Raw genomic sequence first — 21405 nt, 5'->3', positions numbered from 1 at the left:
GGCCCGAAGGCCCGTCTGGTCCCAGGTAATTCAGCGCTTTCGCCGGTAGCGGATGCCCAATGGCCCGGACAGGGTGTCCTCGTCGACCCGCGTGAGCACCAGGGTTGCGTCCTTGTCCTCGGACAGCATCACCCGCACCTCGTCGCCGTCCATCTCGTACTTCATCTCCCTTTCCACGCCCACCAGCGGGCTGGACTGCACCACCCGGCCGCCGCCGTGGAAGGTGTAGGCGCTCATGCCCATCTCGTCCTCGAACGTGCCGCTCAACCCGCCGCCGCAGGCGGCCAGCAGGAGTGTCAGCACAAGCCCCAGCAGCGCCGGAACCATGATCTTGCCGTTCATCGCCTGCTCCCCTCTTCGTCGAACATGCGTTCGCCCAGCACCACCGGGTTCCGGTAGCGATCGGCGACGATCGCGTAGCGCTGCAGGCGCACGGTGATCGTCGTGCCGTCGCTGCGCTGGCTCACGCCGGTGATGCGGAAGCTGCTGTCCAAAGTCACCGAGCGCGTGCCGCCGGCCTCGCGCAGCACGTCCTGCGCGGCGACGGCGTCGAGCGGCCAGAAGTTCAGCTCTTCCTCGTTGTCGACCTGCACGCGCACCTGTTCCCTTGCGCCCGGCACCGGCTGCGCGGAAAACGTGAACACGCTGCCGGGCGAGAACGCGGTGAGGTAGTAACCGCCGCGGCTGCCGTCGTATTCGCTGAACTGCGAGTTGACGTTCAGGCGCAGCCGGCCGACATCGGCGGTGCCGTCGTAGATCGACTGCAGCCGTTCGCGTTCGCCCTGCAGCACGGTGGCGCGCTCGAACTCGTTGGCGCGCCGCACCGCCTGCTGCCCTTCCGCCCACTGCGCCAGCGGCGGCGCCAGGCCGCGCAGGCGGTAGCCGAGCATCACCACCTGCAGGTCGTCGGGATGGCTGAGCAGTTGCGTTCCGGTGACACCGGCATCGCCTGGCCTGGCCTCGGAATACGCCCCGTCGCGGTCGTTGCGGGCGGACGCGGCGGCTGTCGTGCCCGCGGCGCTCGAAGGCGCGGCGGTTCCGGCGACTGCCTGCCGCGTCTCCGAGCCGGCATCCGAGCCGCACGCGGCCAGCGCGCACAGCATCGCCGCCAGCAACCCGGAACGCATCGATTCGTGGCGATTGGATGCGTGGCGATTGGATGCGTGGCGATCAAAGACGGACATCGGCGGCCTCTCCTGCGCGTTCGACTTCCGCCTCGCGCCGCACCTTGCCCAACTGCTGCAGCTCGGCCTGCGTGGCCTCGGCGTGGTCGTACAGATCGCCCTGCTGCACCATCGCAACGTTGAGGTCCACCACCAGGCCGGGATTCTGGCCGCTGAGGAAGGCCTTGGCGCGGATGGTGAGGCCGCAGCCGTCCGACCAGCTGACCTGGGTGCCGCCGTCGCCGCCCTTGGTCCTGCGCACGGGCTGCGCCCCGGTCCAGCATTGCCGGTACAGCGGGTTCGGATCGGCCAGCGGCGCGCCACGGCGGTCGCGCATCCAGCGCAGTTCATGCCAGCCGGAGGTGTTGCTCCAGCGCTTGTCCGATTGTTCGACGTGCTGCGGCTCGCCATATTTGGCCACCAGTGCGTCGACCACCGACTGCAGCGCCGGCATCCCGCCCTCGCGGAAGTTCTGCGAACGCCACACCACCATCGCGGTTTCGTGGCCGGGCGCGCCGGGCGTGGCGACGGTGACCACTTCATCCACGTGCGTCCATTCGCGGTTGCCGAAACCGCAGCCCTGCCAGTTGCGCTGGTAGTCACAGGGCTTGCTCTCGCCCTGCTGCACGGTGAAAGCCTGCGGGCCGAGTTCGATGCCGTTGGTGTCCAGGCGGTCGAACCAGCGCACCTCGCTCTTCACCGGCGCATCCTCGCCCAGCGCGCAGCGCACCGTGCCGAGCGCTTCGGCGTGGGTCATGCCCAGCCGGACGCCGAGCACGTCGGGGCCGGCGAGGTCGTCGCGTACCTTCGGCGGGCAGCGCAGCGTGGCCGCGTCTTCTCCGGCCTTCGCTACCGCCTTGTCCGGGCCCGCCGCATCCGCCGCACGGGCATCTTCCGACCCCGCGACACCGCCATCGCCGCAACCCGCCAGTGCCAGTACCGCGATGGCCGCCACCCCGGCCCACCCCGCCTTCGCCTGCCCGCCTTCGCCCGCCATCGTCGCTCCCCGGTCCGTGCCGATGACCGCAGCGTGGTCCCGCACGACGGCACGTGTCCTCGCGCCAGGTTCAAGGAACCTTCAAGGAACGCGCGCAGCGGCCTGGACGGCGCGCCGCGGCGATTCGCGCGCCCGGGCCGCGCGTATGATCCGGCGATGGCCACCGGAACCCGCGATCCGAGCGACGCGCGCCTGTACCGCTGGCGGTTCGGCGCGGTCGAATTCGACGAGGCCCGCCACGAACTGCGGGTGGCCGGCCTGCCGGTCGAGATCGAGCACCGTCCGCTGCAGGTACTGGCGCTGCTGTTGCGCCACGTCGGCGAAGTGGTGACCAAGGAAGAACTGTTCGACCAGGTCTGGGCCGGGCGGATCACGGTGGACCACGTGCTGGCCACCGCCGTGGGCAAGCTGCGCCGCGCGCTGCACGCGTCCGGCGAGAACCGCATCGCCACCGTGCCGCGGCTCGGCTACCGGCTCGACGGCCCGGTGGAGCGCGTCGCCCTGGGCCAGCGCCTGGGCGGCACGCTGACGTTCGAGGCCGGGCAGCCGGTGCCGGGCCGCGAGCACTTCCTGCTCGAACGCCCGCTCGACCGCACCCTCGGCAGCGAAGTCTGGCTGGCGCGGCAGCCGCGCAGCCGGCAGGCGCGGGTGTTCAAGTTCAGCCTCGACGGCGAGCGGCTGTCGGCGATCAAGCGCGAGGCCACGCTGATGCGCGTGCTGCGCGACACGCTCGGCGAGCGCGACGACATCGCGCGCGTGATCGACTGGAACTTCGAATCCGAGCCGTTCTTCCTCGAATGCGAGTACGGCGGGCAATCGCTGCCGGAGTGGGCGGCCGAACACGATGCCCTGGCCGGCTGGGACCGCGACGCGCGCCTGGCCTTCTTCCTGCAGATCGCGGCCGCGGTGGACGCCGCGCACGGCGTGGGCGTGCTGCACAAGGACATCAAGCCGGGCAACGTGCTGGTGCGCGCGCGCCGCGACGGCGGCTGGCAGGCCTGCCTGACCGACTTCGGCAACAGCCGCCTGCTGCAGCCCGAGCGCCTGGCCGAACTGGGCATCACCGGCCTGGGCCTGACCGTGACCACGCCCGGCGGCGACAGCTCCGGCACGCCGCTGTACCTCGCCCCGGAACTCATCGCCGGGCAGCCACCCACCGTGCGCAGCGACCTCTACGCGCTGGGCATCCTGCTCTACCAGCTGCTGGTCGGCGACCTGCGCCGGCCGATGGCGCCGGGCTGGGAGCGCGACATCGCCGACCCGCTGCTGGTCGACGACATCACCCGCGCCACCGACGGTGATCCGGTGCGGCGGCTGGGCAGCGTGGCCGCGCTGGTCGAGCGCCTGTCGACATTGCCGCGCCGTCGTGACGAGGCCACGCGCGCCGCCGAAACCGAACGCGAGTCGCAGCACGCGCAGCACGCGCTCGAACGCGCCCGCACGCGCCGGCCGTGGATGCTGGCGACCATCGGCGTGCTCGGCGTCGGCCTGCTCGCCAGCACGCTGTTCTGGTACCGCAGCGAACAGCAGCGCCACGACGCGACGATGCAGGCGGCGCGTGCGGAAGCCGTGGTGCGCTTCCTCAGCGACGACCTGATCGGCGCGCTCAGCCCCGGCGGCGCCGGCTTCGAACGCGATCCCACCGTGCGCGAAATGCTCGAACACGCCGCCGGCCCGCTGGCCGAACGCTTCGGCGACGACCCGGCCACGCGCGGCAGCATCCACGCCGCGCTCGGCGACGCCTGGCGCACGCTCGGCGACCGCGAGCGTGGCGCCGACCACCTGCGCCAGGCCGCGCGCGAGTACGCACAGGCCTTCGGCGACGCCGCCGACCCAACGCTCAAGACACGCTACAGCCTGGTGCGCACGCTGGCCTACGGCGGCACCGCCGAAAGCTTCGCCGAGGCCGGGCGCGAGCTGGAAGCAACCGACCGGCTCGCCGGCAACCGGCTGCACGGCGAGAACGAAGTGGCGCTGTACGCGGCCATTGCCCGCGGCCAGTTCCACTTCCAGCAGCTGCAGGTCGAACCTGCACTCGAAGACCACCTGCGCGCCGAACCGCTGCAGCGCAAGCTGCGCCCGGACGATGCCAACATGGCCGCGCTGGTGCGCGGCGCGATCGCCGACGGCATGCTCCGGCTGGGACGCACCGAGGAAGCGATCACGCGGCTGCAGGCGATCCTGTCCGACCCGCTGCTCGACGCGGCGCACGTGGGCGAATCGACCGTCGCCGGGCACCGCATCATGCTCGCCCGCGCGCTGCGCGGCCTGGGCCGCTACCGCGAGGCGCTGCCGCTGGCGCAGGCCGCGGCCACCACGTCCGAGCGCGTGCTCGGCGCGGACGACTATTCAACGCTCGTCCAGCTGTCCATCGTCGCCAGCATCCACGACGCCGCGGGCGACTGCGCCAGCGCGCTGCCGATCGCGCGCACGGTGCGCTCGCGCATGGCCGCGCGCTACGGCGCGCAGCGGCAGGCCACCCTGGTGGAAACCGGCAACCTGGGCTTCATCGAATACGACTGCGGCGACCGCGAAGCCGGCCTCGACTACCTGCGGCAGGCCGAACGCGAACTGCGCGAGCGCTACGGCGCGGGCAACGTCGCCGCGCACAGTTTCCGCTTCGGGCTGGCGAAAGCCCTCGTCGAACAGGCCGGCTACCCGGAAGCACTGGAAATGGTGGACGGCCTGGACGTGGCCGCGCTCACCGCCGGCGATTCGACGCCCGGCTGGGAACACCGCCTGCGCGCGCTGCGCGGCCGGATCCTGATGCTGTCAGGGGACGCCGACGCCGGCCGCCCGCTGCTGCGCGAAGCATTGCAGGCGCTGCAGGTGCTGGGCACCGAGGCGCCCGCGGAGATGGAACAGCTGCAGCGCCTGCTCGACGGCGGCACGGCGGCCGGCGCCGGTGCCGGCGCAGCTGCCGGCGCAGACGCCAACGTCGTCGCCGAAGCCGGCAGCTGATTCGCCGTACCCGCGACACCCGGCCGTCATCCCGGGCGCGGGCTGTCATTCCGGGTAAAGCGGTCATTCCGGGCGCAGCGAGGACCCCCGGCAGGCAAGCACCCGGGATTCACCCGCTGCATTCGAAATGACAATGCGGCCTTCGTGCCTTACGACACCACGAAGGTGATCCGCAGGTTCACCCGCCACTCGGTGATGTCGCCGGTGTCGTTGGTCACGGCCTTGATCTCGTTCACCCACACGCCCTTGATGCCCTTCACCGTCTCGGAGGTCTTCTTCAGGCCGTGGCGCACGGCGTCCTCGACGCTCTTCTCGGACGAGGCGTTGACTTCGATGACCTTGGCGACTGCCATTTCACTTCTCCTGTCGTGGCGGCATCGCCGCCGGAACGCGCAGGCTAGGCCCGGGCACGTTAAGGCCGCGGCATGCGGTGCTAGCATCCGGCCATGAATCCGGCACCCAACCTCGTTCTCGTCGGCCCGATGGGCTCGGGCAAGTCGTCGATCGGCAGGCGCCTGGCCGAACGCTTCGGGCTGGCGTTCTTTGATGCCGACCGCGAGATCGAGGCGCAGGCCGGCGCCAGCATCGCCACCATCTTCGAATGCGCCGGCGAAGCCGATTTCCGCGCGCGCGAACAGGTCGTCCTGGCCGGGCTGCTGGCCGGCGAGGGCGCGGTGATCGCCACCGGCGGCGGCGCGGTGCTGGACGCGCGCACGCGCCAGCTGCTGCGCGAACGCGGCTTCGTCGTGCACCTGCACGTGGACGTCGAGCAGCAACTGGCGCGGCTGGCGCGCGACCGCAGCCGGCCGCTGCTGGCCGGCGACGATCGCGAGAACGTGCTGCGCCGGCTCGCCGAGGTCCGCGACCCGCTGTACGACGACATCGCCGACCTGCGCTTCGACACCGCGGCGATGGGCGCCGCCGACACCGCGGCAAAGCTCGGGCACCTGCTCGATGCGCAATGGCAAATGGCCGCAACCGCCGGCGCCGCGCACCCATGAGCCTGCGCAACGTCCAGGTCGGCGGCGCCCGGCCCTACCGCATCGACATCGGCGCCGACCTGCTGCGCGACGGCGCCCTGCTCGCGCAGTCGCTGCGCGGCCGCCATGCGCTGGTGGTCAGCGATAACAACGTCGCGCCGCTGTACCTGCAGCGCACGGTCGACGCCCTGCGCGCCGCGCGCCCGGACATCCGCATCGCCAGCCACGCCATGCCGGCCGGCGAGCAGGAGAAAACCCTCGCACGCTTCGGCAACGCCATCGACGCACTGGCCGCGCTCGGCGCCACCCGCGACGGATGCGTGTACGCGCTCGGCGGCGGCGTGGTCGGCGACCTGGCCGGCTTCGCCGCGGCCTGCTGGATGCGCGGCATCGACTGCGTGCAGCTGCCGACCACGCTGCTGGCGATGGTCGATTCCTCGGTCGGCGGCAAGACCGCGGTCGACCTGCCGCAGGGCAAGAACCTGGTCGGCGCCTTCCACCCGCCGGTCGCGGTGATTGCCGACACCGCCGCGTTGGCCACCCTGCCCGCGCGCGAGCTGCGCGCCGGGTTCGCGGAGGTGATCAAGTACGGCGCAATCGTCGACGCCCCCTTCCTCGACTGGCTGGCCGCGCATTCGGACGCGCTGCTCGACGGCGACGCCGACGCGCTGTCCGAAGCCATCGCGCGCAGCTGCGCGCACAAGGCGGCGATCGTGGAGCGCGACCCGTTCGAACACGGCGAACGCGCCCTGCTCAACTTCGGCCACACCTTCGGCCATGCCATCGAGACCGCGCAGGAATACGGCACGCTCAACCACGGCGAGGCCGTGGCCATCGGCATGGTCCTCGCCGCACGGCTGTCCACCGCGCTGGGCATGGCGACAGACACGGACACGATGATCCTGCGCGCGCTGCTGCAGCGCTTCGACCTGCCGACGCAGTTGCCCGCAGGCCTGGACCCCGACACCCTGCTCGCGCACATGCGCCTGGACAAGAAGGCCCAGGCCAGCGGCTTGCGCTTCGTGCTCTGGGACGGCCTGGGCCGTGCGCGCGTGGTGGCGGATGTGCCGGAGGATGCGGTGTTGGGAGTGCTGCGCAGCGGTTGATTCCACCGCATCGCACCCCTGCCGGTGCCCTTGTGGGAGCGGCTTTCAGCCGCGAGATTTTGCTCCCTCCCCTGCGAAGGCAGGGGAGGGTTGGGGAGGGGTACCTTCTGGATCAGCTTGAACCGTGACCACCCCCTCCCAGCCTCCCCCTGCCTTCGCAGGGGGAGGGGCCAAGCCGAAGCTTGCAGCTAAAGCCGCTCCCACAAAGTCACGGTCCCGCGGAGCGGCCCGGCAACCTTCCCCGCGCCGTACAATGCCCGCCCCATGCGCCTGTTCCTGCAACAACGCCCCGACGGCCACGACGCGCCGCGCTTCGTGCAGCTGATGCTGCAGCCCGACCTGTTCGGCGGCTGGGCGCTGGTGCGCGAAACCGGGCAGATGGGCGGCCGCAGCACGGTGCGCCGCGAACAATTCCCCGACCACCCCAGCGCACTCGCTGCGCTGGAACACGCGCGCGACCAACAGCTCAAGCGCGGCTTCCAGCTGATGTTCACGCAGGGCACGGACGCGCCGAAATAAACCCCTCCCCTGCGAAGGCAGGGGGAGGCTGGGAGGGGGTGGCGTGGGCGCAGACGAAACTTCCGGAAGGTCTCGTTGGCGCCCACGCCACCCCTCCCCAACCCGCCCGGCCATCGAGCACAGCTCGATGGCGTTCGTCAGGCCGCGAACCGATGGTTCGCAAACGGCCCTCCTCACCCCCTGCCTTCGCAGGGGAGGGGGTCAACCATCCACAACTTCCATAGAAACGATGATGCCCAACACCCCCGCCAACGACCGCTTCCTCCGCGCCCTGCGCCGCGAACCCGTCGACCGCACGCCCGTCTGGCTGATGCGCCAGGCCGGCCGCTACCTGCCCGAGTACCGCGCCGTGCGCGCCAAGGCCGGCAGCTTCCTGGCGATGGCCAAGAACCCGGAGATCGCCTGCGAAGTAACGCTGCAGCCGCTGGCGCGCTTCGACCTGGACGCGGCGATCCTGTTTTCCGACATCCTCACCATCCCCGACGCAATGGGCCTGGGCCTGCACTTCGTCGAGGGCGAAGGCCCGAAGTTCCGCGACCCGGTGCGCGACGCCGCGGCGATCGCCAAGCTCGCCGTGCCGGACATGGAAACAGAGCTGCGCTACGTGATGGACGCGGTGCGCGTGATCCGCCGCGAACTCGACGGCAAGGTACCACTGATCGGCTTCTCCGGCAGCCCGTGGACGCTGGCCTGCTACATGGTCGAAGGCGGCGGCAGCAAGGACTTCGCGCGGATCAAGGCGCTGGCACTCAACGACCCGAAGGCGCTGCACGCGCTGCTGTCGGTGAACACGGATGCGGTGATCGCCTACCTCTCCGCGCAGCGCGCGGCCGGCGCGCAGGCGCTGCAGGTGTTCGACACCTGGGGCGGCGTGCTGTCGCCGGCGATGTACCGCGAGTTCTCGCTGCCGTACCTGACCCGCATCGCACGCGAACTGCAGCGCGGCGAAGGCGGCGAACGCACGCCGCTGATCCTGTTCGGCAAGGGCAACGCCACGCACCTGGAAGCGCTGGCCGAGTCCGGCACCGACGGCCTCGGCGTCGACTGGCTGGTCGAACTGGGCGAAGCCGCGCGCCGCACGCAGGGCAAGGTGGCGCTGCAGGGCAACCTCGACCCGGCCACGCTGTACGGCTCGCCCGACGCGATCCGCAACGAGGTGCGCCGTGCGCTCGACAGCTACCGCGACGGCAACAACGGCTCGCGCGAAGGCCACGTCTTCAACCTCGGCCACGGCATGTCCCCCGACATGAACCCCGATCACGTCGCCGTTCTCGTCGACGAAGTCCACACCCACAGCGCCCGCTGACCCGCACCCGCCCCGACCCGCGAACCCCGTAGGTCGGGGCTACGCCCCCGACACCCCGCGCACCCCAACCCCGAAGATCAAAAGCCGTCGGGGACGTAACCCCGACCTACGCTTGAAGCCCTCCCCTTCAAGGGGAGGGTTGGGTGGGGATGGGTTTCCCCTCAGCCGCCGCGAACCAAAGCCGCCACACGGGAATGCCCCGTAGGTCGGGGCTACGCCCCCGACACCCGCGAACCCGAACCCGAAGATCAAAAGCCGTCGGGGATGTAACCCCGACCTGCGCTTGAAGCCCTCCCCTTCAAGGGGAGGGTTGGGTGGGGATGGGTTTCCCCTCAGCCGCCGCAAACCAAAGCCGCCGCACGGGAATGCCCCGTAGGTCGGGGCTACGCCCTCGACATCCCGCGAATCCCAACCCCGAAGATCAAAAGCCGTCGGGGACGTAACCCTGACCTGCGCTTGAAGCCCTCCCCTTCAAGGGGAGGGTTGGGTGGGGATGGGTTTCCCCTCAGCCGCCGCGAACCAAAGCGGTCGCACGGGAATGTCCCGTAGTCGGGGCTACGCCCCCGACACCCGCGAACCCAAACTCCGACCGAAGACCCAAAAGCCGTCGGGGAAGTAACCCCGACCTACTCCGGCTCTTCCCATCCGGCGGCGGTCGCGCCCAGGTGCGCTCCTACGGGAGCCACGAGGCGGGTTATTCCCCCGGCGGCGGCTGCAGCTTGGTTGCCAGCTCCTCGAAATCGGCGATCACGCTTTCCAGCGCATCGTGCAATTCGCCCTGGCGCGTCATCAGGTCGTCGATCTTCGCGGTCTGCTCCAGCTTCGACAGCTCGCCGTCGAACAGCAGCCACGCCGCCGTCAGCGTCTCCACGTTGTTTCCGGAGTAGTGGCGCATCTCCTTGAGCTGGTTCAGCGTGTCGTTGACGTGGTCCAGCGGGGTCTTGGGATTGTCGGACATCGCACTCTCCTCCAGCAGGCGTGGATTCGCGCCGATCCTAGGTGCGTCCGCTGAACGGCCGCGTCAAATGGCTGAACCGGAGCTGCAGGCGCTTGCCGGGCGAGCGACGATGTCCTGCGCCACGGTCTGTTGCAGGCATGGCCGTGAACCGCCGCCTATGATGGGCACGCACCTTCACTCCCGGAGTCGACAATGATCGAGCAGGTCATCGATGCGCGCCGCCACAGCCTCGGCGGTTTCGACGTGGGTCGCGTGCTTCCGTTCCGCAAGCGGCGCATGGTCGGGCCTTTCGCATTCTTCGACCACATGGGGCCGGTGGACTTTCCCGCCGGGGTGTCCCGGGACGTGGACGTGCGCCCGCACCCGCACATCGGCCTGTCGACGCTGACCTACCTGTTCGACGGCGAGATCATGCATCGCGACAGCGTCGGCTCGGTGCAGGCGGTCCGGCCGGGCGAGGTCAACTGGATGACCGCCGGCCGCGGCATCACCCATTCCGAACGCTTCGAGCGCGCACGCCGCGAGGGCGGGCACCAGGACGGCATCCAGGTCTGGGTCGCGCTGCCGGAGGAATTCGAAGAATGCGAACCGTCCTTCGCCCACGTCCCGGCGGACGGCCTGCCGCACTTCGGCGACGGCGGCGTCGCAGGCCAGCTGATCGCAGGCGAAGCCTTCGGCCTGCGCTCGGAGGTGCCGGTGTACTCGCCGCTGTTCTACATCCACTGGACCGTCCCGGCCGGCGCGCGCGTGGAGATGCCGACCGGCGTCGCCGAGCGTGCGGTGTACGTGGCGTCCGGCCAGGTGGAGGCTGGCGGGCAGGCGCTGCAGGCCGGACAGATGGCGGTTTTCAACCCCGGAACCGCACCGGCCATCCGTGCCGTGGAAGACGCCGTGCTCATCGCCCTGGGCGGCGAACCGGTCGGCCCGCGCTTCATCGACTGGAACTTCGTCTCCTCGCGCAAGGAGCGCATCGAACAGGCCAAGGCCGACTGGCGCGCCGGACGCATGAAGCTGCCCGACGCCGACTCCGACGAGTTCATCCCGCTGCCGGGCGACCCGGAGGCGCAGGCCAATCCGATGTCCTGAGCGAAGGCCGTCGCGCGCGGCCTGTTCACCGCGTGCTTGCGGATAACCGCCACCTGCAAACGCTTACACCTGCCGGGCGCTGAATGTCGCCGGACACTCTCAGAGCCAGTTCATCACGCATGCGTAACGGTAGGGGCCGGGCCAACCGGTAGTTGGCGCTGGCAAGCAGGTACTCGACATGAAACTCCCCCTCCCCCAACGACTCCTGGGCGCGCTTGCGCTCGCCGCTGTCCTGAGCATGGGCGTGGTGGCGCCTGCCGCCGCGCGCGACAACCAGCGCAGCGAACACGCCGACAAGGACAAGAAACACGACAAGGCCCGCGCCAGCGACAACCGGCGCCAGCAAGCCCAGCGCCGCGGCAACGACCGGCAGGCCACCCGCCAGCCGGCCCAGCGCCGCGCCGGTGAGCAGCGCCAGCACGCGGAGCAATCGCAACGCCGCGCGAGCCAGCAACGCCAGCAGGCCGAGCGCAGGCAGGCAGCGCAGCGTCGCGCCAGCGACCAGCGCCGGCAGGCCGAAGCCCGGCGCGAACAGGCCGATCGCCGCGCCGGCGAACAGCGCGCCCGCCAGAAGGCCCGGCAAGACGAGGCGCGCCGGGAGCAGGCGCGCCGCAACGACCAGCGCACGAACCGCGGATTCGCCGAGCGCCGCGAACAGGCGCAGCGCCGCGAACAGGCCGACCGCGTGCGCGATGCGCGCGAACGCCAGGCGCGCGCGAAGCAGGCCCGCGAACGCCAGGCCCCGCGCGTGGTCGGCGGCAACCTGCAGCGCAACCGCGCCGACGACCGCCGCGACAACGAACACCGCGCCCGGCGCGTGGTCGGCGGCGACCTGCAACGCAACCGCGTCGACGACCGCCGCGACGACGAACACCGCGCCCGGCGCGTGGTCGGCGGCGACCTGCAACGCAACCGCGTCGACGACCGCCGCGACGACGAGCGCCGCGCCCGCCAGCGCATCGAGGACCAGAGGCGCCTGAGCCAGGAGCAGCAGAAGCGCCGCATCCACGAAGAGCGCCAGCGCGCCGAACGCTACCGCCACGAGCGCCGCGACTGGCAGCGCCGCGCCGAGCAGCGCGCCCACCGGCTGCAGCAGCAGCGCCGCATGGCCAAGTACCGCTACCAGCAGCAGTACTACGACCGCCTGCGCCAGCAGCAGGTGCGCTGGAGCACGCGCTCGTACAACTACTACAACGACCCGTACTACTATACGCCCTACCGCTACCGCTATTCCTACCAGGGCAGCTGGCAGCGGACCAACCGCTACGGCGCCGACCTGATCCGCCAGGCCATCAACTACGGCTACCGGGAAGGCCTGTACGCCGGCCGCGCCGACCGCCAGGACAACTGGCGCAACGACTACCGCGACAGCTATGCATACCAGGACGCCAACTACGGCTACAACGGCTATTACATCCCGCAGGGCCAGTACAACTACTACTTCCGCCAGGGCTTCCAGCGCGGCTACGACGACGGCTACTACGGCCGCCACCAGTACGGCCATCGCGACGACAACGGCAACTACGCCATCCTCGCCGCGATCCTGACCGCGGTGGTCGGGTTCCAGCTGTTGAACTGATCCAGGCCGGGGCGCCGCGACAGACGCGGCGCCCTGCCCGCCCGCCTCAACCCCGCGCCGGCAACGCCCGCCGGTTGCGCAGCACCGCCGCCGACACCAGCGACACCAGCACGCCCACCGGGAAGATCTCGGCGAACGTCATCGGCAGCCGGAACAGCGGATTGGCGTACTGCAGCTTGAACGCCTCCATCTGCGCCGTCAGCTTCGCCAGCTCGGCCGCGCCTGCCCCGCCTGCCTTCGCCTGCTCGATCGCCGTCGCGGCGTAGCGGCCGGCGAAGTCACCGACCACCGTCGCCTGTGCCAGCTCCCAGGCCAGCACGTAGAAGATCGCCGCGACCAGCGAAATCCCCAGGCCCAGGCCGAACGCCGGCCAGAAGCCGATCACCCCGCCGCGGTCCACGTCGCGGTAGCGCCTGATCCCGATGACCACCGCACTGAATGCCACCAGCATGCTCAGGTAGCCCAACGCCATGCCGGACCAGCCGTGCGGCATGTCGTTGCCGAACGCCAGCAAGGTGCCCCACATGCCCGCGGCCACCACCAGCCCCGCGATCACGCCGTACTTCAGGATGTTGCGTCCCATCGAACCGCTCCCCGTGCAATGGAAAATGCGCCACCCGGTCGATGGCCCCGCCGCAACCTTACTCCGCCGGGATGGCCGCCGGATCCATCCACATTGCTTCCCACACATGGCCATCGGGATCGGCCAGGTTGCGGTTGTACATGAAGCCCAGGTCCTGCTTCGGATTGATGTCCGCGGTCCCGCCGTGCGCGGCCGCCTTGTCGTTCATGGCATCGACCGCCTCGCGGCTGTCCAGCGAGATCGCCAGCAGCACCTCGCTGGAAGTCGAAGGCGGGATCGGCCGGCTGGTGAACGTGCGCCACTTGTCGTGCGTGAGCAGCATCACGTGGATCGCATCGCTCCAGACCATGCACGCGGCAGTGTCGTCGGTGAAGTGCGGATTGTTGGTGAAGCCCAGCGCCTCATAGAAGGCCATCGAGGCCGGGAGGTCGGCGACGGGGAGGTTGACGAAGATCATGCGGGTCATTGCCGGTTCCTTTTTCGGGGGTTGTATCCACGCGACGAACCACCCGCGCGGAAATCGACAATCCCCCGGTTTCCCCTGCGATCCAGTCCGGCCGCGGCAGGCTGTCGACGATGCCCGACCCCGCTGGGAATACTCCGTGCAACTCGCTCTTGACCGTCATTCCCGCGAAAGCGGAAGCGCTTCTCAAGAATGCTCTGAACAACTCGCTTTTTGATCGTCATTCCCGCGAAAGCGGGAACCCAGCGTCTTTGATCTCAACCGCATAAGACACTGGGTCCCCGCTTTCGCGGGGATGACGACAGTTATTCAGAACTTTCTTGACAGCCGCAGGGCTGGTCAACCCAGCGTCTTCACACCCGGACCCATCCCATGGCGCAATCACGCCGCCACGCCTCGCGGTTGAGCCGCACCCGCGCATCCCCGAGACTAGGCACCACCTCGACTCAGGGAAGACCCATGCGCAAACGCCACCTCACCGGACTCGTCCTGCTCCTGCCACTCGCCTCCTGCGGCTTCATGGACGACAGCGAGGACAAGCTCACCAGTTGGACCGAGGGCCTCAAGCAGGCCGGGGACTGCATGACCGTGCACGCGGCGGCAATCGGTGCGGGCATCGCTCCCACCAGTGTCGCCAAGGTCACGCCGGACACCGCCGAAATGCTGCAGGGCATGCGCGACAGCGCCGAAATGCTGCCGCTGGACGACGCAGGCCAACCCACGCTGCGCGATGCATCCTTGAGGATCGTCGAGCAACTGGACAAGGTGAAGGGCCAAAGCCCCGAGGCCATCAAAGCCATGGTCGAGTCCGCGCCCTACCAGCGCGACGTCAGCGTGCTCGGCGACTGGTACACGGCGCACTGCCCGACCGACAAGTGATCATCGCCGGCAATCCACCGACCGAGGCCCGGCCACAAAAAAAGACCCCGCGATGCGGGGTCTTCCGTGCATGGATCGCGCTGTCAGGGGAGGAACGACGCGATCATGCAGCAGGGGGTTGCGGGGCCGGCGCAGGCGGGGCCGCGGCGGGGCGCGGACTGCGCGAGAAGCGGGCCGACAGCATCTCCCGCAGGCTGTCCAGGCCGGCGCCCTTGCCGGACACCTTGAGCACCGCGTAGCCCTCCAGCGAGTTCGCCATCAGGTCGCTGCCCAGCGCGGTGTCGGTGTCCTCCATGCGCTCGAGCAGCCGCCTCATCCGGGATAGCCGGGGCCGCAGGTTGTCGAGCGTGGCCAGGTCGCGCCGGTAGGCGTCCAGGTCGAAGTTGCGCGGCAGCACGTCGGGGTTCTCGCTGAAGGCGACCACCGCCTGCCGGCAGAACGCCTCCGACTTGTCGCCCATGCGGCTGGTGCCCTTGCGCTCCTCCGGGGTGAGGCCGATCAGCATGAGCAGGGCCTGCTCCAGCGTGGTCAACGCACCGTCGACGCTGGTCAGGGTCTCGGTGGAGAGTTCGATATCGATGCGGTTCTGACTCATGTGCATTCCTTTGTCCGTGTCGGACCTGCTTGATGGTTGGGAACCGGCCTGCCTGGCCGATGCAGACAGTTGACCGCAAACCGCCCGCCCGAAACATCAGCGAACCCCCCGTCCCCGTGTAGGAAAACTCCCCACACCGCGTCGGAATTCCCTGACCCCGCCCATCACCCACCGCCGGCCAACCACTGCCCGCCAACCACCGACCGCCGTAGGTCGGGGCTACGCCCCCGACGCCCCGCGCCCGCACCCCGCACCCCCGCCTCCAACCCCTTGCCCGCAAGGCCCGGACCTTTGCGCGCAAGGGTCGAAGCCTTGCGCGCAAGCCCGAACCCTTGCGCGCAAGCCAAAAACCCCCGGCCGCCGACCAGATCACCCCGAACGCCGCCGCCCGACCTTGCGCGCAAGCCCGCGGCGCGCCCATCCGCAAGCCCCAGACCCTTGCGCGCAACGGTCGGAGCCCCGCGCTCCGACCTGAAAGCCTTGCGCGCAAGCTTCCGAGCCCGCGCGCAGGCCAAGAACCTTGCGATCCGCAAGCCCCGGACCCTTGCGCGCAAGGGTCAAAGCCTTGCGCGCAAGGCTGGCCGGCCGGAAGCCGGCACTTTTTCGTTCGCGTGCAAGGGTTCCGCGTTGGCGCGCGGCACTTCCGCCATCGCGCGCGGGGTGGATCGGTTGGAAGGCGGCATCAGCCCGTTCGCGAGCCGGATGGCTTCGTCGGGATTCCGCGGCGCCACGTCGACCTGCGGCGGTCGCTGGGCGGAAACTGGCGGGCGGTGGCTGGCGTTGATCGCGCAACGCATGGCGCGCGGAGTTCCTGTCGCGAAGTTCGATGGATATCACCCGCGGCGCAGCCCGCCCTGCACACCAGCCGAACCGCCATACCGCTGCCCTGGTTTAGGATGGGCCCCAGCATCGAGGTCGCCGTCATGAGCCAGGAGATCGAAGCACTGCAGTCCGCCCTGCGGCAATTCGCCGCCGCGCGGGAATGGGAGCAGTTCCACTCTCCCAAGAACCTCGCCGCGGCGCTTTCGGTCGAGGCCGCGGAGCTGTTGGAACATTTCCAATGGCTCAGCGAAGAACAAAGCCGCAACCTGCCTCCCGACAAGCGGGAACAGGTCGCCGAAGAACTGGCCGATGTCCTGCTGTACCTGCTGCAGATCGCCGACAAGCTCGGCATCGACCCGCTCGATGCCGCCAGGAGGAAGATGCAGCGCAACGCGATGAAGTATCCGGTGGAGCTTGCCAGGGGCAGCATGCGCAAGTACACCGAGCTTTAACGATAGAGGCGACAGGGGGGCTGTCCTTGATCATCTACCAGGGCACCAGGTCGGGATTCCTGCAGGACACCGACAATCGCGACATCGAGGATGTCATCGCCAGCGCCTACCTCGCACGCACCGGCAGGTACGCGCCGCACGCCGAGATCCGCTCCTGGCGCGAATCGCTCGGGCAGATGGCCAAGGTGCTGCGCGACGAAGGGATGCCAGGCGACATGGGCGTCGGCATCGAGTACGGCATCCCGCAGACATCCAAGCGGATCGATTTCATCCTCTCCGGGCGCGACGCGGACGACCGCCCGCACCTGATCGTGGTCGAGCTCAAGCAATGGTCTTCGTCCAAGCTTTCCGACAAGGACGGGATCGTGATCGCCCAGCGCGGCGGCGTGCGCGAACGCGAGGGCGCGCACCCCTGCTACCAGGCGTGGTCGTACGCGGCCCTGCTGGAGGGCTTCAACGAGGCCGTCCATGAAGGCAACGTCGGCCTGCGCCCCTGCGCCTACCTGCACAACTACGTGGACGACGGCGTCATCAGCCACCCGCACTACACGCCCTACATGGACCGGGCGCCGCTGTTCCTGCGCGGCGACGCCGAGCGCGAGCGCCTGCGCGCCTTCATCAAGCAGCACGTCAGGCACGGCGACAACGCCGAGCTTCTCTACCGCATCGAGAACGGCCGCATCCGACCTTCGAAGATGCTGGCCGATAGTCTCGGCAGGATGCTGCGCGGCAACCGGGAGTTCGTGCTGATCGACGACCAGAAGGTCGTACACGAAACCGCCCTCGCCCTCGCCCGCACCGCCAGCGAGGATGCCAAGCAGGTCGTCATCGTCCAGGGCGGCCCCGGCACCGGCAAGTCCGTGGTCGCGATCAACCTGCTGGCCGCGCTCACCCAGCTCGGGCTGCTGGCCAAGTACGTGTCCAAGAACGCCGCGCCGCGCAGTGTCTACAAGGCCAGACTCATGGGCGAGCGCTTCCGGCAAGTGGAAATCTCCAACCTGTTCAGCGGCTCGGGCGCGTTCATCGACACGCCGCGCAACACCTTCGATGCACTGGTCGTCGACGAGGCGCACCGGCTCAACCGGCTTTCCGGCCTGTACGGCAACCTCGGCGAGAACCAGGTCAAGGAAATCATCGACAGCGCCAAGTGCACGATCCTGTTCGTCGACGACGACCAGATGGTCACCCTCAACGACATCGGGCATTCGACCGAACTTGAGCGCTGGGCGGCCCACCTCGGCGCACAAGTCACCCGGCTGGAGCTGGCCTCGCAGTTCCGATGCAACGGCTCCGATGGCTATCTCGCCTGGCTGGATCGCACGCTCGGCATCCGCGATACCGCCAACGCCGACTTCGACCCCGATGCATTCGACTTCCGCGTCGTCGACTCGCCCACGCAACTGCACGCCCTGATTGCCGAACGCAACCGCGCCAGCAACAAGGCGCGCGTGGTCGCAGGTTATTGCTGGGACTGGAAGAGCAGGAAGGATCCGGACGCATACGACATCGTCATCGACGCGCATGGCTACCGGAAACAATGGAACCTCGACCGCGACGGCAGCCTCTGGCTGATCGCCCCCGATTCAATCGACGAGGTCGGCTGCATCCACACCTGCCAGGGCCTGGAGCTGGATTACGTTGGCGTCATCATCGGCCCGGACCTGCTCGCCCGCGACGGGCAACTGGTGACGTCGCCGGAAAACCGCTCGAAGCAGGACCGGTCGATCCGCGGCTACAAGAAACTGATGAAGTCGGCCCCGGAACAAACCCGCGGGCGCCTGGACAGGATCATCCGGAATACCTACCGGACGTTGATGACGCGGGGCATGAAAGGCTGCTACGTGTTCTGCACGGATGCCGGCACGCAGCAGTACTTCCGTCGGGCGATTGGCACCACGATCAGCAAACCGGAATGACGGCTTCCGGCCAATAACGGCCGTGCGACCGGCTGACACCGGACTTACGCTCACGGATACTGAACGCATGAATGACCCTGTCCGAATCGATGCAGCCACACTCCATACCCTGATAAATCGCGCTGAGCTACTGCACGCCGCAGCCTTTCCGGCCGCAGATTGCGGCCGAGTCGACGTGCCACGTGAGTTGGATGCACTAAGGCAAAGATTGAATGCGCAGCGCGACGAACATCTGCAACCGTGGTTTGTCCTGCTAGATGAAGGCATTCAATTCTTCATACAGTTTGAGCGCTATCTGTACGAGGTTCCGCTCAGCAGCGACCTGACCGCATACGCGGTAACCATTTCAAGGTTGAAACGAGACCTTGTATCCATCCGCGAACTCCTTGCGTTTGGTCAGGACATGGCGGCCAACGTACTTGCCCGTACCTTCATTGAAAACATCGAGATCGCCATGGCGCTCGCATTGGACGCGACCACTTGCGAAGCCTTCGCTCACACGACCGATACGAACGCATTCTGGAACAAGCACATCGGATACGGACGCGTCTACGAGCAGATGCTCCGATACGCAGCTGCATGCGACGTCGAGGAGCCACGCGCAAAGCAACTTGTCGAACGACACAAGGAAGCGAAGAAACTGTTCTCCGATAGTACGCACGGTGGACGCGATTCATCGTTGTTCAGCGCATTCAGCCCCTCACTGACGAATTCAGATGAGGTCCACTTCTTGTCACTTGGCGCCCACACTTACCATACGCAGTTCCTAGCCCTCTTTGTTGCGCAAGAAACCCAGGCATTTGCCGGCTCGATGGTCAAAGGCACGATGAGCCGCAATCCACTTCATCTCTACAAGGGGTTCAAGCCCACAGGGCGCTTCATGAATGCAGCGGCTTCAGCTCATGTCCTACAAGAGCTGCTTGCACGATATGAAGCGCAGCTTGAATCGCGGGCGACAACCTGAATTCGCAAACGCCCTAGGGAATGAAATTGAAGGGCGAACTGAGTCGCCCCGGGTTTCATAGCCACCTACAAGCCCGTTAGCAGAAGGACTAAAAACTGTTCCACCCTCTGGCTCACGCGAAATGAATTGGGTGCATCGTCCGCTTCGGGTCGTTAACGCTTGTCGGCAGGGAGCGGGCGCACTACCGAGCTGCGGCGGGATCCGCCTTACACGGCCCCGTAAGCGGTCCTAGTAATCGCCAGATCAAGCCACACCTGCTGTCAGCTTGTCGTCCAACGCCCGGAGTAGGTGTTCATAAGAACTGCGTTTTTATAGTGCAATTATTGTTGTGACCATAATTTCATGGCCATAAAAATCAATAACATGGGAATTTCGCATGCTGAGGCGGCACCCCGAAGAGGTTGTGAAGCGCCTTCTCAAGCATCTATGCCTCACCCGCTCAGCGATCGCCATGGCCGGCTACGACTGACTGTCCCCTGTGGGTCGATTGCAAACATCCACCAATACATCGAAAGTCCACAGCTTCACGCCCCCTCGCGACAGATCCTCGAAAACGAAGCACTCCCCGGCCGTGCGTTGTTGATCGTGTGCAGCGCGATCTTGCAGGCCTCGCCGCTGGCACTGGTGTAGGCGATCGCTTCGCCGGGATTGAGGTTCTTGCGCACCGAGGTGTCGCTGTCGCGGGAGGTGAGGTTGATGCCGACGTAGTTGGCGCTCACGCCCGCCAGGCCCAGCGAGGTTTCAGGGTCGATCTGCCAGGACCCGTTCTCGCCGACGATGAAATCCGAGCCGCCCTCCATGCCGGTGGCGTCGCGCACGGCCTTGCGCAGGGTGTCGTTCTCGCGCTTGGCGAGGGCGAACTCCTCGATCAGACGGGCGTTGGTGTTTTGCAGGGCTTCGGCGGCGGTGGCGACGTTGCGCAGGGCGGCGTTGCCGTCGGCGTCGAGCGAGCCCTTGAGTTCGGACAGGCTGGCCTTGAGGGCGTCGAAGTTCTGCTGCTGCTCGTCCTTCATCTGGACGAGGAACTGGTCCGGGTCGCGGAACTTGTCCATGACCCGGCCGATCGCTTCGTTGCCCAGCACGCCGAGCACGAAGATCGCGACGGCCAGGCCGGTGCCCTTGAGCGGGTGCTTCTTCATGGCATCGCGCCAGCTGTAGAAGCCGCCGAGCTGGCGGGTCAGCCAGCCGGGCTTGGACGAGGCGGCCTGTTTGTTGCCGCCGTCGTGGCTCTTGTCTTCCGTCCCCATTGCATTCCCCTGTGGTTGGTGGCGTCAGCCGCAGCCGACGGCCTGCTCGCTGCGGCTGTCGTCCAGCGCGCGCAGCGTCTGGCGTGGTGCGTTGCCGGCCAGCTGGTGCATGCGGCCGACGGCGTTGTCGAAGGCGGTGGCGACGGCGACGTCGCGGGTGGCGAAGACGTGGGCGAGCGAGTGGTAGTAGCCCAGGGTGCCGTCGCGGCCGCCGTTGAAGCGGTCGAACACGGCCTGGCCAACGGTGGGGTTTTCGAGGTCCTGGACGATGGCGCGGGCGTTGTGGAGCTTTTCGCAGGCCAGCACGAGCAGGACGGTGTCGTCGGCGTCGATGGCGTTGTCGAGGTGGGCGCGCTTGCGGGCGTACCAGTTGGCGCGGGCGGTGGCGGGGTCGGCCTGGGCGGCGCGGGCTTCGGCGGAGGCGTCGGTGCAGGCGATGACGATGTCGACCACGGCTTCGTCGAACAGGGCGCGGATCATGGCTTCGTGGGCCGTGCCGCAATCTTCGATGGTGTCGTGGAGCAGGCCGGCGATGGCCTGGTCTTCGTTGCCGCCGTACTCGATCACCAGCGCGGCGACGCCGAGCACGTGGCTCAGGTACGGGACGTGCGTGCCCTTGCGCACCTGGCGGGCGTGGGCGATGCGGGCGTAGTCGACGGCCCGGCTGAAGCGGTCTGTGAATGCGGTCATGTGGTGCCCCTGTCCCTGGCCTTCGGCGTGCGTGTGTCTGGCGACCCGCGGCGTGGCGGGTGGCGGTTCCTGGGAGCAGCCGCTGGCTAGCTCCAGAATGGTAGACGCGGAAAGTGTGGAATCGGGGACGGGGGAGAAG

At 68.3% G+C, this 21405-nt stretch carries 22 protein-coding genes; 11 read left to right on the top strand and 11 right to left on the bottom strand.

Translation table 11 applies throughout. The annotated features are described in order from the left end of the window. Positions 1–30 precede the first annotated feature (30 nt). The 3 genes from ACFONC_RS12240 to ACFONC_RS12230 are packed head-to-tail and all read right to left on the bottom strand — an operon-like array spanning position 31 to position 2160. The gene (locus ACFONC_RS12240; RefSeq protein ID WP_386744425.1) at positions 31–342 is read right to left on the bottom strand and encodes a hypothetical protein; all 312 of its coding nucleotides are present in this window, start codon (positions 340–342) and stop codon (positions 31–33) included. Beyond that, positions 339–1184 (bottom strand): hypothetical protein, encoded by an 846-nt coding sequence (locus ACFONC_RS12235; RefSeq protein WP_386744423.1) that lies wholly within the window; start codon positions 1182–1184, stop codon positions 339–341. Before ACFONC_RS12235 ends, ACFONC_RS12240 begins: the two co-directional genes overlap by 4 nt. After that, a complete protein-coding gene (locus ACFONC_RS12230) occupies positions 1171–2160 on the bottom strand; it encodes a hypothetical protein (protein WP_386744421.1) in 990 nt (329 codons plus the stop codon). Before ACFONC_RS12230 ends, ACFONC_RS12235 begins: the two co-directional genes overlap by 14 nt. Positions 2161–2316: 156 nt before the next feature. On the opposite strand from ACFONC_RS12230, the gene ACFONC_RS12225 reads away from it, so the two are divergent. Further along, complete coding sequence (locus ACFONC_RS12225; protein WP_386744419.1) at positions 2317–5121, top strand: protein kinase domain-containing protein; 2805 nt, start codon at positions 2317–2319, stop codon at positions 5119–5121. A gap of 149 nt (positions 5122–5270) precedes the next feature. Here ACFONC_RS12225 and ACFONC_RS12220 read toward each other — a convergent pair whose 3' ends face one another. Beyond that, on the bottom strand, positions 5271–5474 hold the full coding sequence (locus ACFONC_RS12220; protein ID WP_344760712.1) for a dodecin family protein: 204 nt from the start codon (positions 5472–5474) through the stop codon (positions 5271–5273). Between the two features lie 93 nt (positions 5475–5567). Between ACFONC_RS12220 and ACFONC_RS12215 the strand changes: the two genes are divergently transcribed. The 4 genes from ACFONC_RS12215 (at position 5568) to hemE (ending at position 9032) form a co-directional block, all read left to right on the top strand. Beyond that, entirely contained in the window at positions 5568–6122 is a 555-nt protein-coding gene (locus ACFONC_RS12215; RefSeq protein WP_386744416.1) for a shikimate kinase, read from the top strand. Continuing rightward, complete coding sequence (aroB, locus tag ACFONC_RS12210) at positions 6083–7207, top strand: 3-dehydroquinate synthase (protein WP_386744415.1); 1125 nt, start codon at positions 6083–6085, stop codon at positions 7205–7207. Before ACFONC_RS12215 ends, aroB begins: the two co-directional genes overlap by 40 nt. 264 nt (positions 7208–7471) lie before the next feature. After that, the gene (locus tag ACFONC_RS12205; protein WP_386744413.1) at positions 7472–7726 is read left to right on the top strand and encodes a hypothetical protein; all 255 of its coding nucleotides are present in this window, start codon (positions 7472–7474) and stop codon (positions 7724–7726) included. Positions 7727–7958: 232 nt separating this feature from the next. Continuing rightward, positions 7959–9032, top strand: coding sequence for a uroporphyrinogen decarboxylase (gene hemE / locus ACFONC_RS12200; RefSeq protein ID WP_386744412.1), 1074 nt, complete (start codon positions 7959–7961; stop codon positions 9030–9032). A 694-nt stretch (positions 9033–9726) separates the two neighbouring features. Here the strand turns inward: hemE and ACFONC_RS12195 are convergent. Further along, on the bottom strand, positions 9727–9990 hold the full coding sequence (locus ACFONC_RS12195; protein WP_386744410.1) for a hypothetical protein: 264 nt from the start codon (positions 9988–9990) through the stop codon (positions 9727–9729). A gap of 192 nt (positions 9991–10182) precedes the next feature. Between ACFONC_RS12195 and ACFONC_RS12190 the strand changes: the two genes are divergently transcribed. Further along, positions 10183–11076: a pirin family protein gene (locus tag ACFONC_RS12190; RefSeq protein WP_386744409.1), complete on the top strand. Its 894-nt coding sequence runs from the start codon at positions 10183–10185 to the stop codon at positions 11074–11076. Between the two features lie 178 nt (positions 11077–11254). Beyond that, positions 11255–12655: a hypothetical protein gene (locus ACFONC_RS12185; RefSeq protein WP_386744407.1), complete on the top strand. Its 1401-nt coding sequence runs from the start codon at positions 11255–11257 to the stop codon at positions 12653–12655. 46 nt (positions 12656–12701) lie between these two features. On the opposite strand, the gene ACFONC_RS12180 is transcribed toward ACFONC_RS12185, so the two are convergent. Both ACFONC_RS12180 and ACFONC_RS12175 read right to left on the bottom strand, forming a co-directional pair. Next, entirely contained in the window at positions 12702–13238 is a 537-nt protein-coding gene (locus ACFONC_RS12180; RefSeq protein WP_386744405.1) for a DUF4199 domain-containing protein, read from the bottom strand. Between the two features lie 58 nt (positions 13239–13296). Continuing rightward, on the bottom strand, positions 13297–13704 hold the full coding sequence (locus ACFONC_RS12175) for a VOC family protein (RefSeq protein WP_386744404.1): 408 nt from the start codon (positions 13702–13704) through the stop codon (positions 13297–13299). Between the two features lie 456 nt (positions 13705–14160). Here ACFONC_RS12175 and ACFONC_RS12170 point away from each other — a divergent pair, with 456 nt between their 5' ends. Then, positions 14161–14580 (top strand): hypothetical protein, encoded by a 420-nt coding sequence (locus tag ACFONC_RS12170; protein WP_386744403.1) that lies wholly within the window; start codon positions 14161–14163, stop codon positions 14578–14580. A 103-nt stretch (positions 14581–14683) separates the two neighbouring features. Here ACFONC_RS12170 and ACFONC_RS12165 read toward each other — a convergent pair whose 3' ends face one another. Then, positions 14684–15175 carry a hypothetical protein gene (locus ACFONC_RS12165; protein ID WP_386744401.1) on the bottom strand — a complete coding sequence of 164 codons (492 nt, stop codon included), beginning with the start codon at positions 15173–15175 and terminating at the stop codon, positions 14684–14686. A gap of 557 nt (positions 15176–15732) precedes the next feature. Beyond that, the gene (locus ACFONC_RS12160; RefSeq protein ID WP_386744400.1) at positions 15733–15972 is read right to left on the bottom strand and encodes a hypothetical protein; all 240 of its coding nucleotides are present in this window, start codon (positions 15970–15972) and stop codon (positions 15733–15735) included. A gap of 126 nt (positions 15973–16098) precedes the next feature. Here ACFONC_RS12160 and ACFONC_RS12155 point away from each other — a divergent pair, with 126 nt between their 5' ends. The 3 genes from ACFONC_RS12155 (at position 16099) to ACFONC_RS12145 (ending at position 19329) form a co-directional block, all read left to right on the top strand. Then, complete coding sequence (locus ACFONC_RS12155) at positions 16099–16449, top strand: nucleotide pyrophosphohydrolase (protein WP_386744398.1); 351 nt, start codon at positions 16099–16101, stop codon at positions 16447–16449. Between the two features lie 26 nt (positions 16450–16475). Next, a complete protein-coding gene (locus ACFONC_RS12150) occupies positions 16476–18365 on the top strand; it encodes a DNA/RNA helicase domain-containing protein (RefSeq protein WP_386744396.1) in 1890 nt (629 codons plus the stop codon). Between the two features lie 67 nt (positions 18366–18432). Further along, positions 18433–19329 carry a hypothetical protein gene (locus tag ACFONC_RS12145; RefSeq protein WP_386744394.1) on the top strand — a complete coding sequence of 299 codons (897 nt, stop codon included), beginning with the start codon at positions 18433–18435 and terminating at the stop codon, positions 19327–19329. A 524-nt stretch (positions 19330–19853) separates the two neighbouring features. Here the strand turns inward: ACFONC_RS12145 and ACFONC_RS12140 are convergent. Together ACFONC_RS12140 and ACFONC_RS12135 are read right to left on the bottom strand one after the other, a co-directional pair. Beyond that, positions 19854–20576: a hypothetical protein gene (locus ACFONC_RS12140; RefSeq protein ID WP_386744393.1), complete on the bottom strand. Its 723-nt coding sequence runs from the start codon at positions 20574–20576 to the stop codon at positions 19854–19856. A 24-nt stretch (positions 20577–20600) separates the two neighbouring features. Then, the gene (locus tag ACFONC_RS12135) at positions 20601–21266 is read right to left on the bottom strand and encodes an HD domain-containing protein (protein WP_386744391.1); all 666 of its coding nucleotides are present in this window, start codon (positions 21264–21266) and stop codon (positions 20601–20603) included. Positions 21267–21405: the final 139 nt, after the last annotated feature.

The sequence above is a fragment of the Luteimonas soli genome (assembly GCF_042648865.1).
Taxonomy (GTDB): Bacteria; Pseudomonadota; Gammaproteobacteria; order Xanthomonadales; family Xanthomonadaceae; genus Luteimonas; species Luteimonas soli.
This window is presented reverse-complemented; position numbering and strand designations above follow the sequence as displayed.

Coding starts and splice junctions, on each gene's coding strand:
- ACFONC_RS12240 (WP_386744425.1), bottom strand. CDS start 342: ATGAACGGCAAGATCATGGTTCCGGCGCTGCTGGGGCTTGTGCTGACA.
- ACFONC_RS12235 (WP_386744423.1), bottom strand. CDS start 1,184: ATGTCCGTCTTTGATCGCCACGCATCCAATCGCCACGCATCCAATCGC.
- ACFONC_RS12230 (WP_386744421.1), bottom strand. CDS start 2,160: ATGGCGGGCGAAGGCGGGCAGGCGAAGGCGGGGTGGGCCGGGGTGGCG.
- ACFONC_RS12225 (WP_386744419.1), top strand. CDS start 2,317: ATGGCCACCGGAACCCGCGATCCGAGCGACGCGCGCCTGTACCGCTGG.
- ACFONC_RS12220 (WP_344760712.1), bottom strand. CDS start 5,474: ATGGCAGTCGCCAAGGTCATCGAAGTCAACGCCTCGTCCGAGAAGAGC.
- ACFONC_RS12215 (WP_386744416.1), top strand. CDS start 5,568: ATGAATCCGGCACCCAACCTCGTTCTCGTCGGCCCGATGGGCTCGGGC.
- aroB (WP_386744415.1), top strand. CDS start 6,083: ATGGCAAATGGCCGCAACCGCCGGCGCCGCGCACCCATGAGCCTGCGC.
- ACFONC_RS12205 (WP_386744413.1), top strand. CDS start 7,472: ATGCGCCTGTTCCTGCAACAACGCCCCGACGGCCACGACGCGCCGCGC.
- hemE (WP_386744412.1), top strand. CDS start 7,959: ATGCCCAACACCCCCGCCAACGACCGCTTCCTCCGCGCCCTGCGCCGC.
- ACFONC_RS12195 (WP_386744410.1), bottom strand. CDS start 9,990: ATGTCCGACAATCCCAAGACCCCGCTGGACCACGTCAACGACACGCTG.
- ACFONC_RS12190 (WP_386744409.1), top strand. CDS start 10,183: ATGATCGAGCAGGTCATCGATGCGCGCCGCCACAGCCTCGGCGGTTTC.
- ACFONC_RS12185 (WP_386744407.1), top strand. CDS start 11,255: ATGAAACTCCCCCTCCCCCAACGACTCCTGGGCGCGCTTGCGCTCGCC.
- ACFONC_RS12180 (WP_386744405.1), bottom strand. CDS start 13,238: ATGGGACGCAACATCCTGAAGTACGGCGTGATCGCGGGGCTGGTGGTG.
- ACFONC_RS12175 (WP_386744404.1), bottom strand. CDS start 13,704: ATGACCCGCATGATCTTCGTCAACCTCCCCGTCGCCGACCTCCCGGCC.
- ACFONC_RS12170 (WP_386744403.1), top strand. CDS start 14,161: ATGCGCAAACGCCACCTCACCGGACTCGTCCTGCTCCTGCCACTCGCC.
- ACFONC_RS12165 (WP_386744401.1), bottom strand. CDS start 15,175: ATGAGTCAGAACCGCATCGATATCGAACTCTCCACCGAGACCCTGACC.
- ACFONC_RS12160 (WP_386744400.1), bottom strand. CDS start 15,972: ATGCGTTGCGCGATCAACGCCAGCCACCGCCCGCCAGTTTCCGCCCAG.
- ACFONC_RS12155 (WP_386744398.1), top strand. CDS start 16,099: ATGAGCCAGGAGATCGAAGCACTGCAGTCCGCCCTGCGGCAATTCGCC.
- ACFONC_RS12145 (WP_386744394.1), top strand. CDS start 18,433: ATGAATGACCCTGTCCGAATCGATGCAGCCACACTCCATACCCTGATA.
- ACFONC_RS12140 (WP_386744393.1), bottom strand. CDS start 20,576: ATGGGGACGGAAGACAAGAGCCACGACGGCGGCAACAAACAGGCCGCC.
- ACFONC_RS12135 (WP_386744391.1), bottom strand. CDS start 21,266: ATGACCGCATTCACAGACCGCTTCAGCCGGGCCGTCGACTACGCCCGC.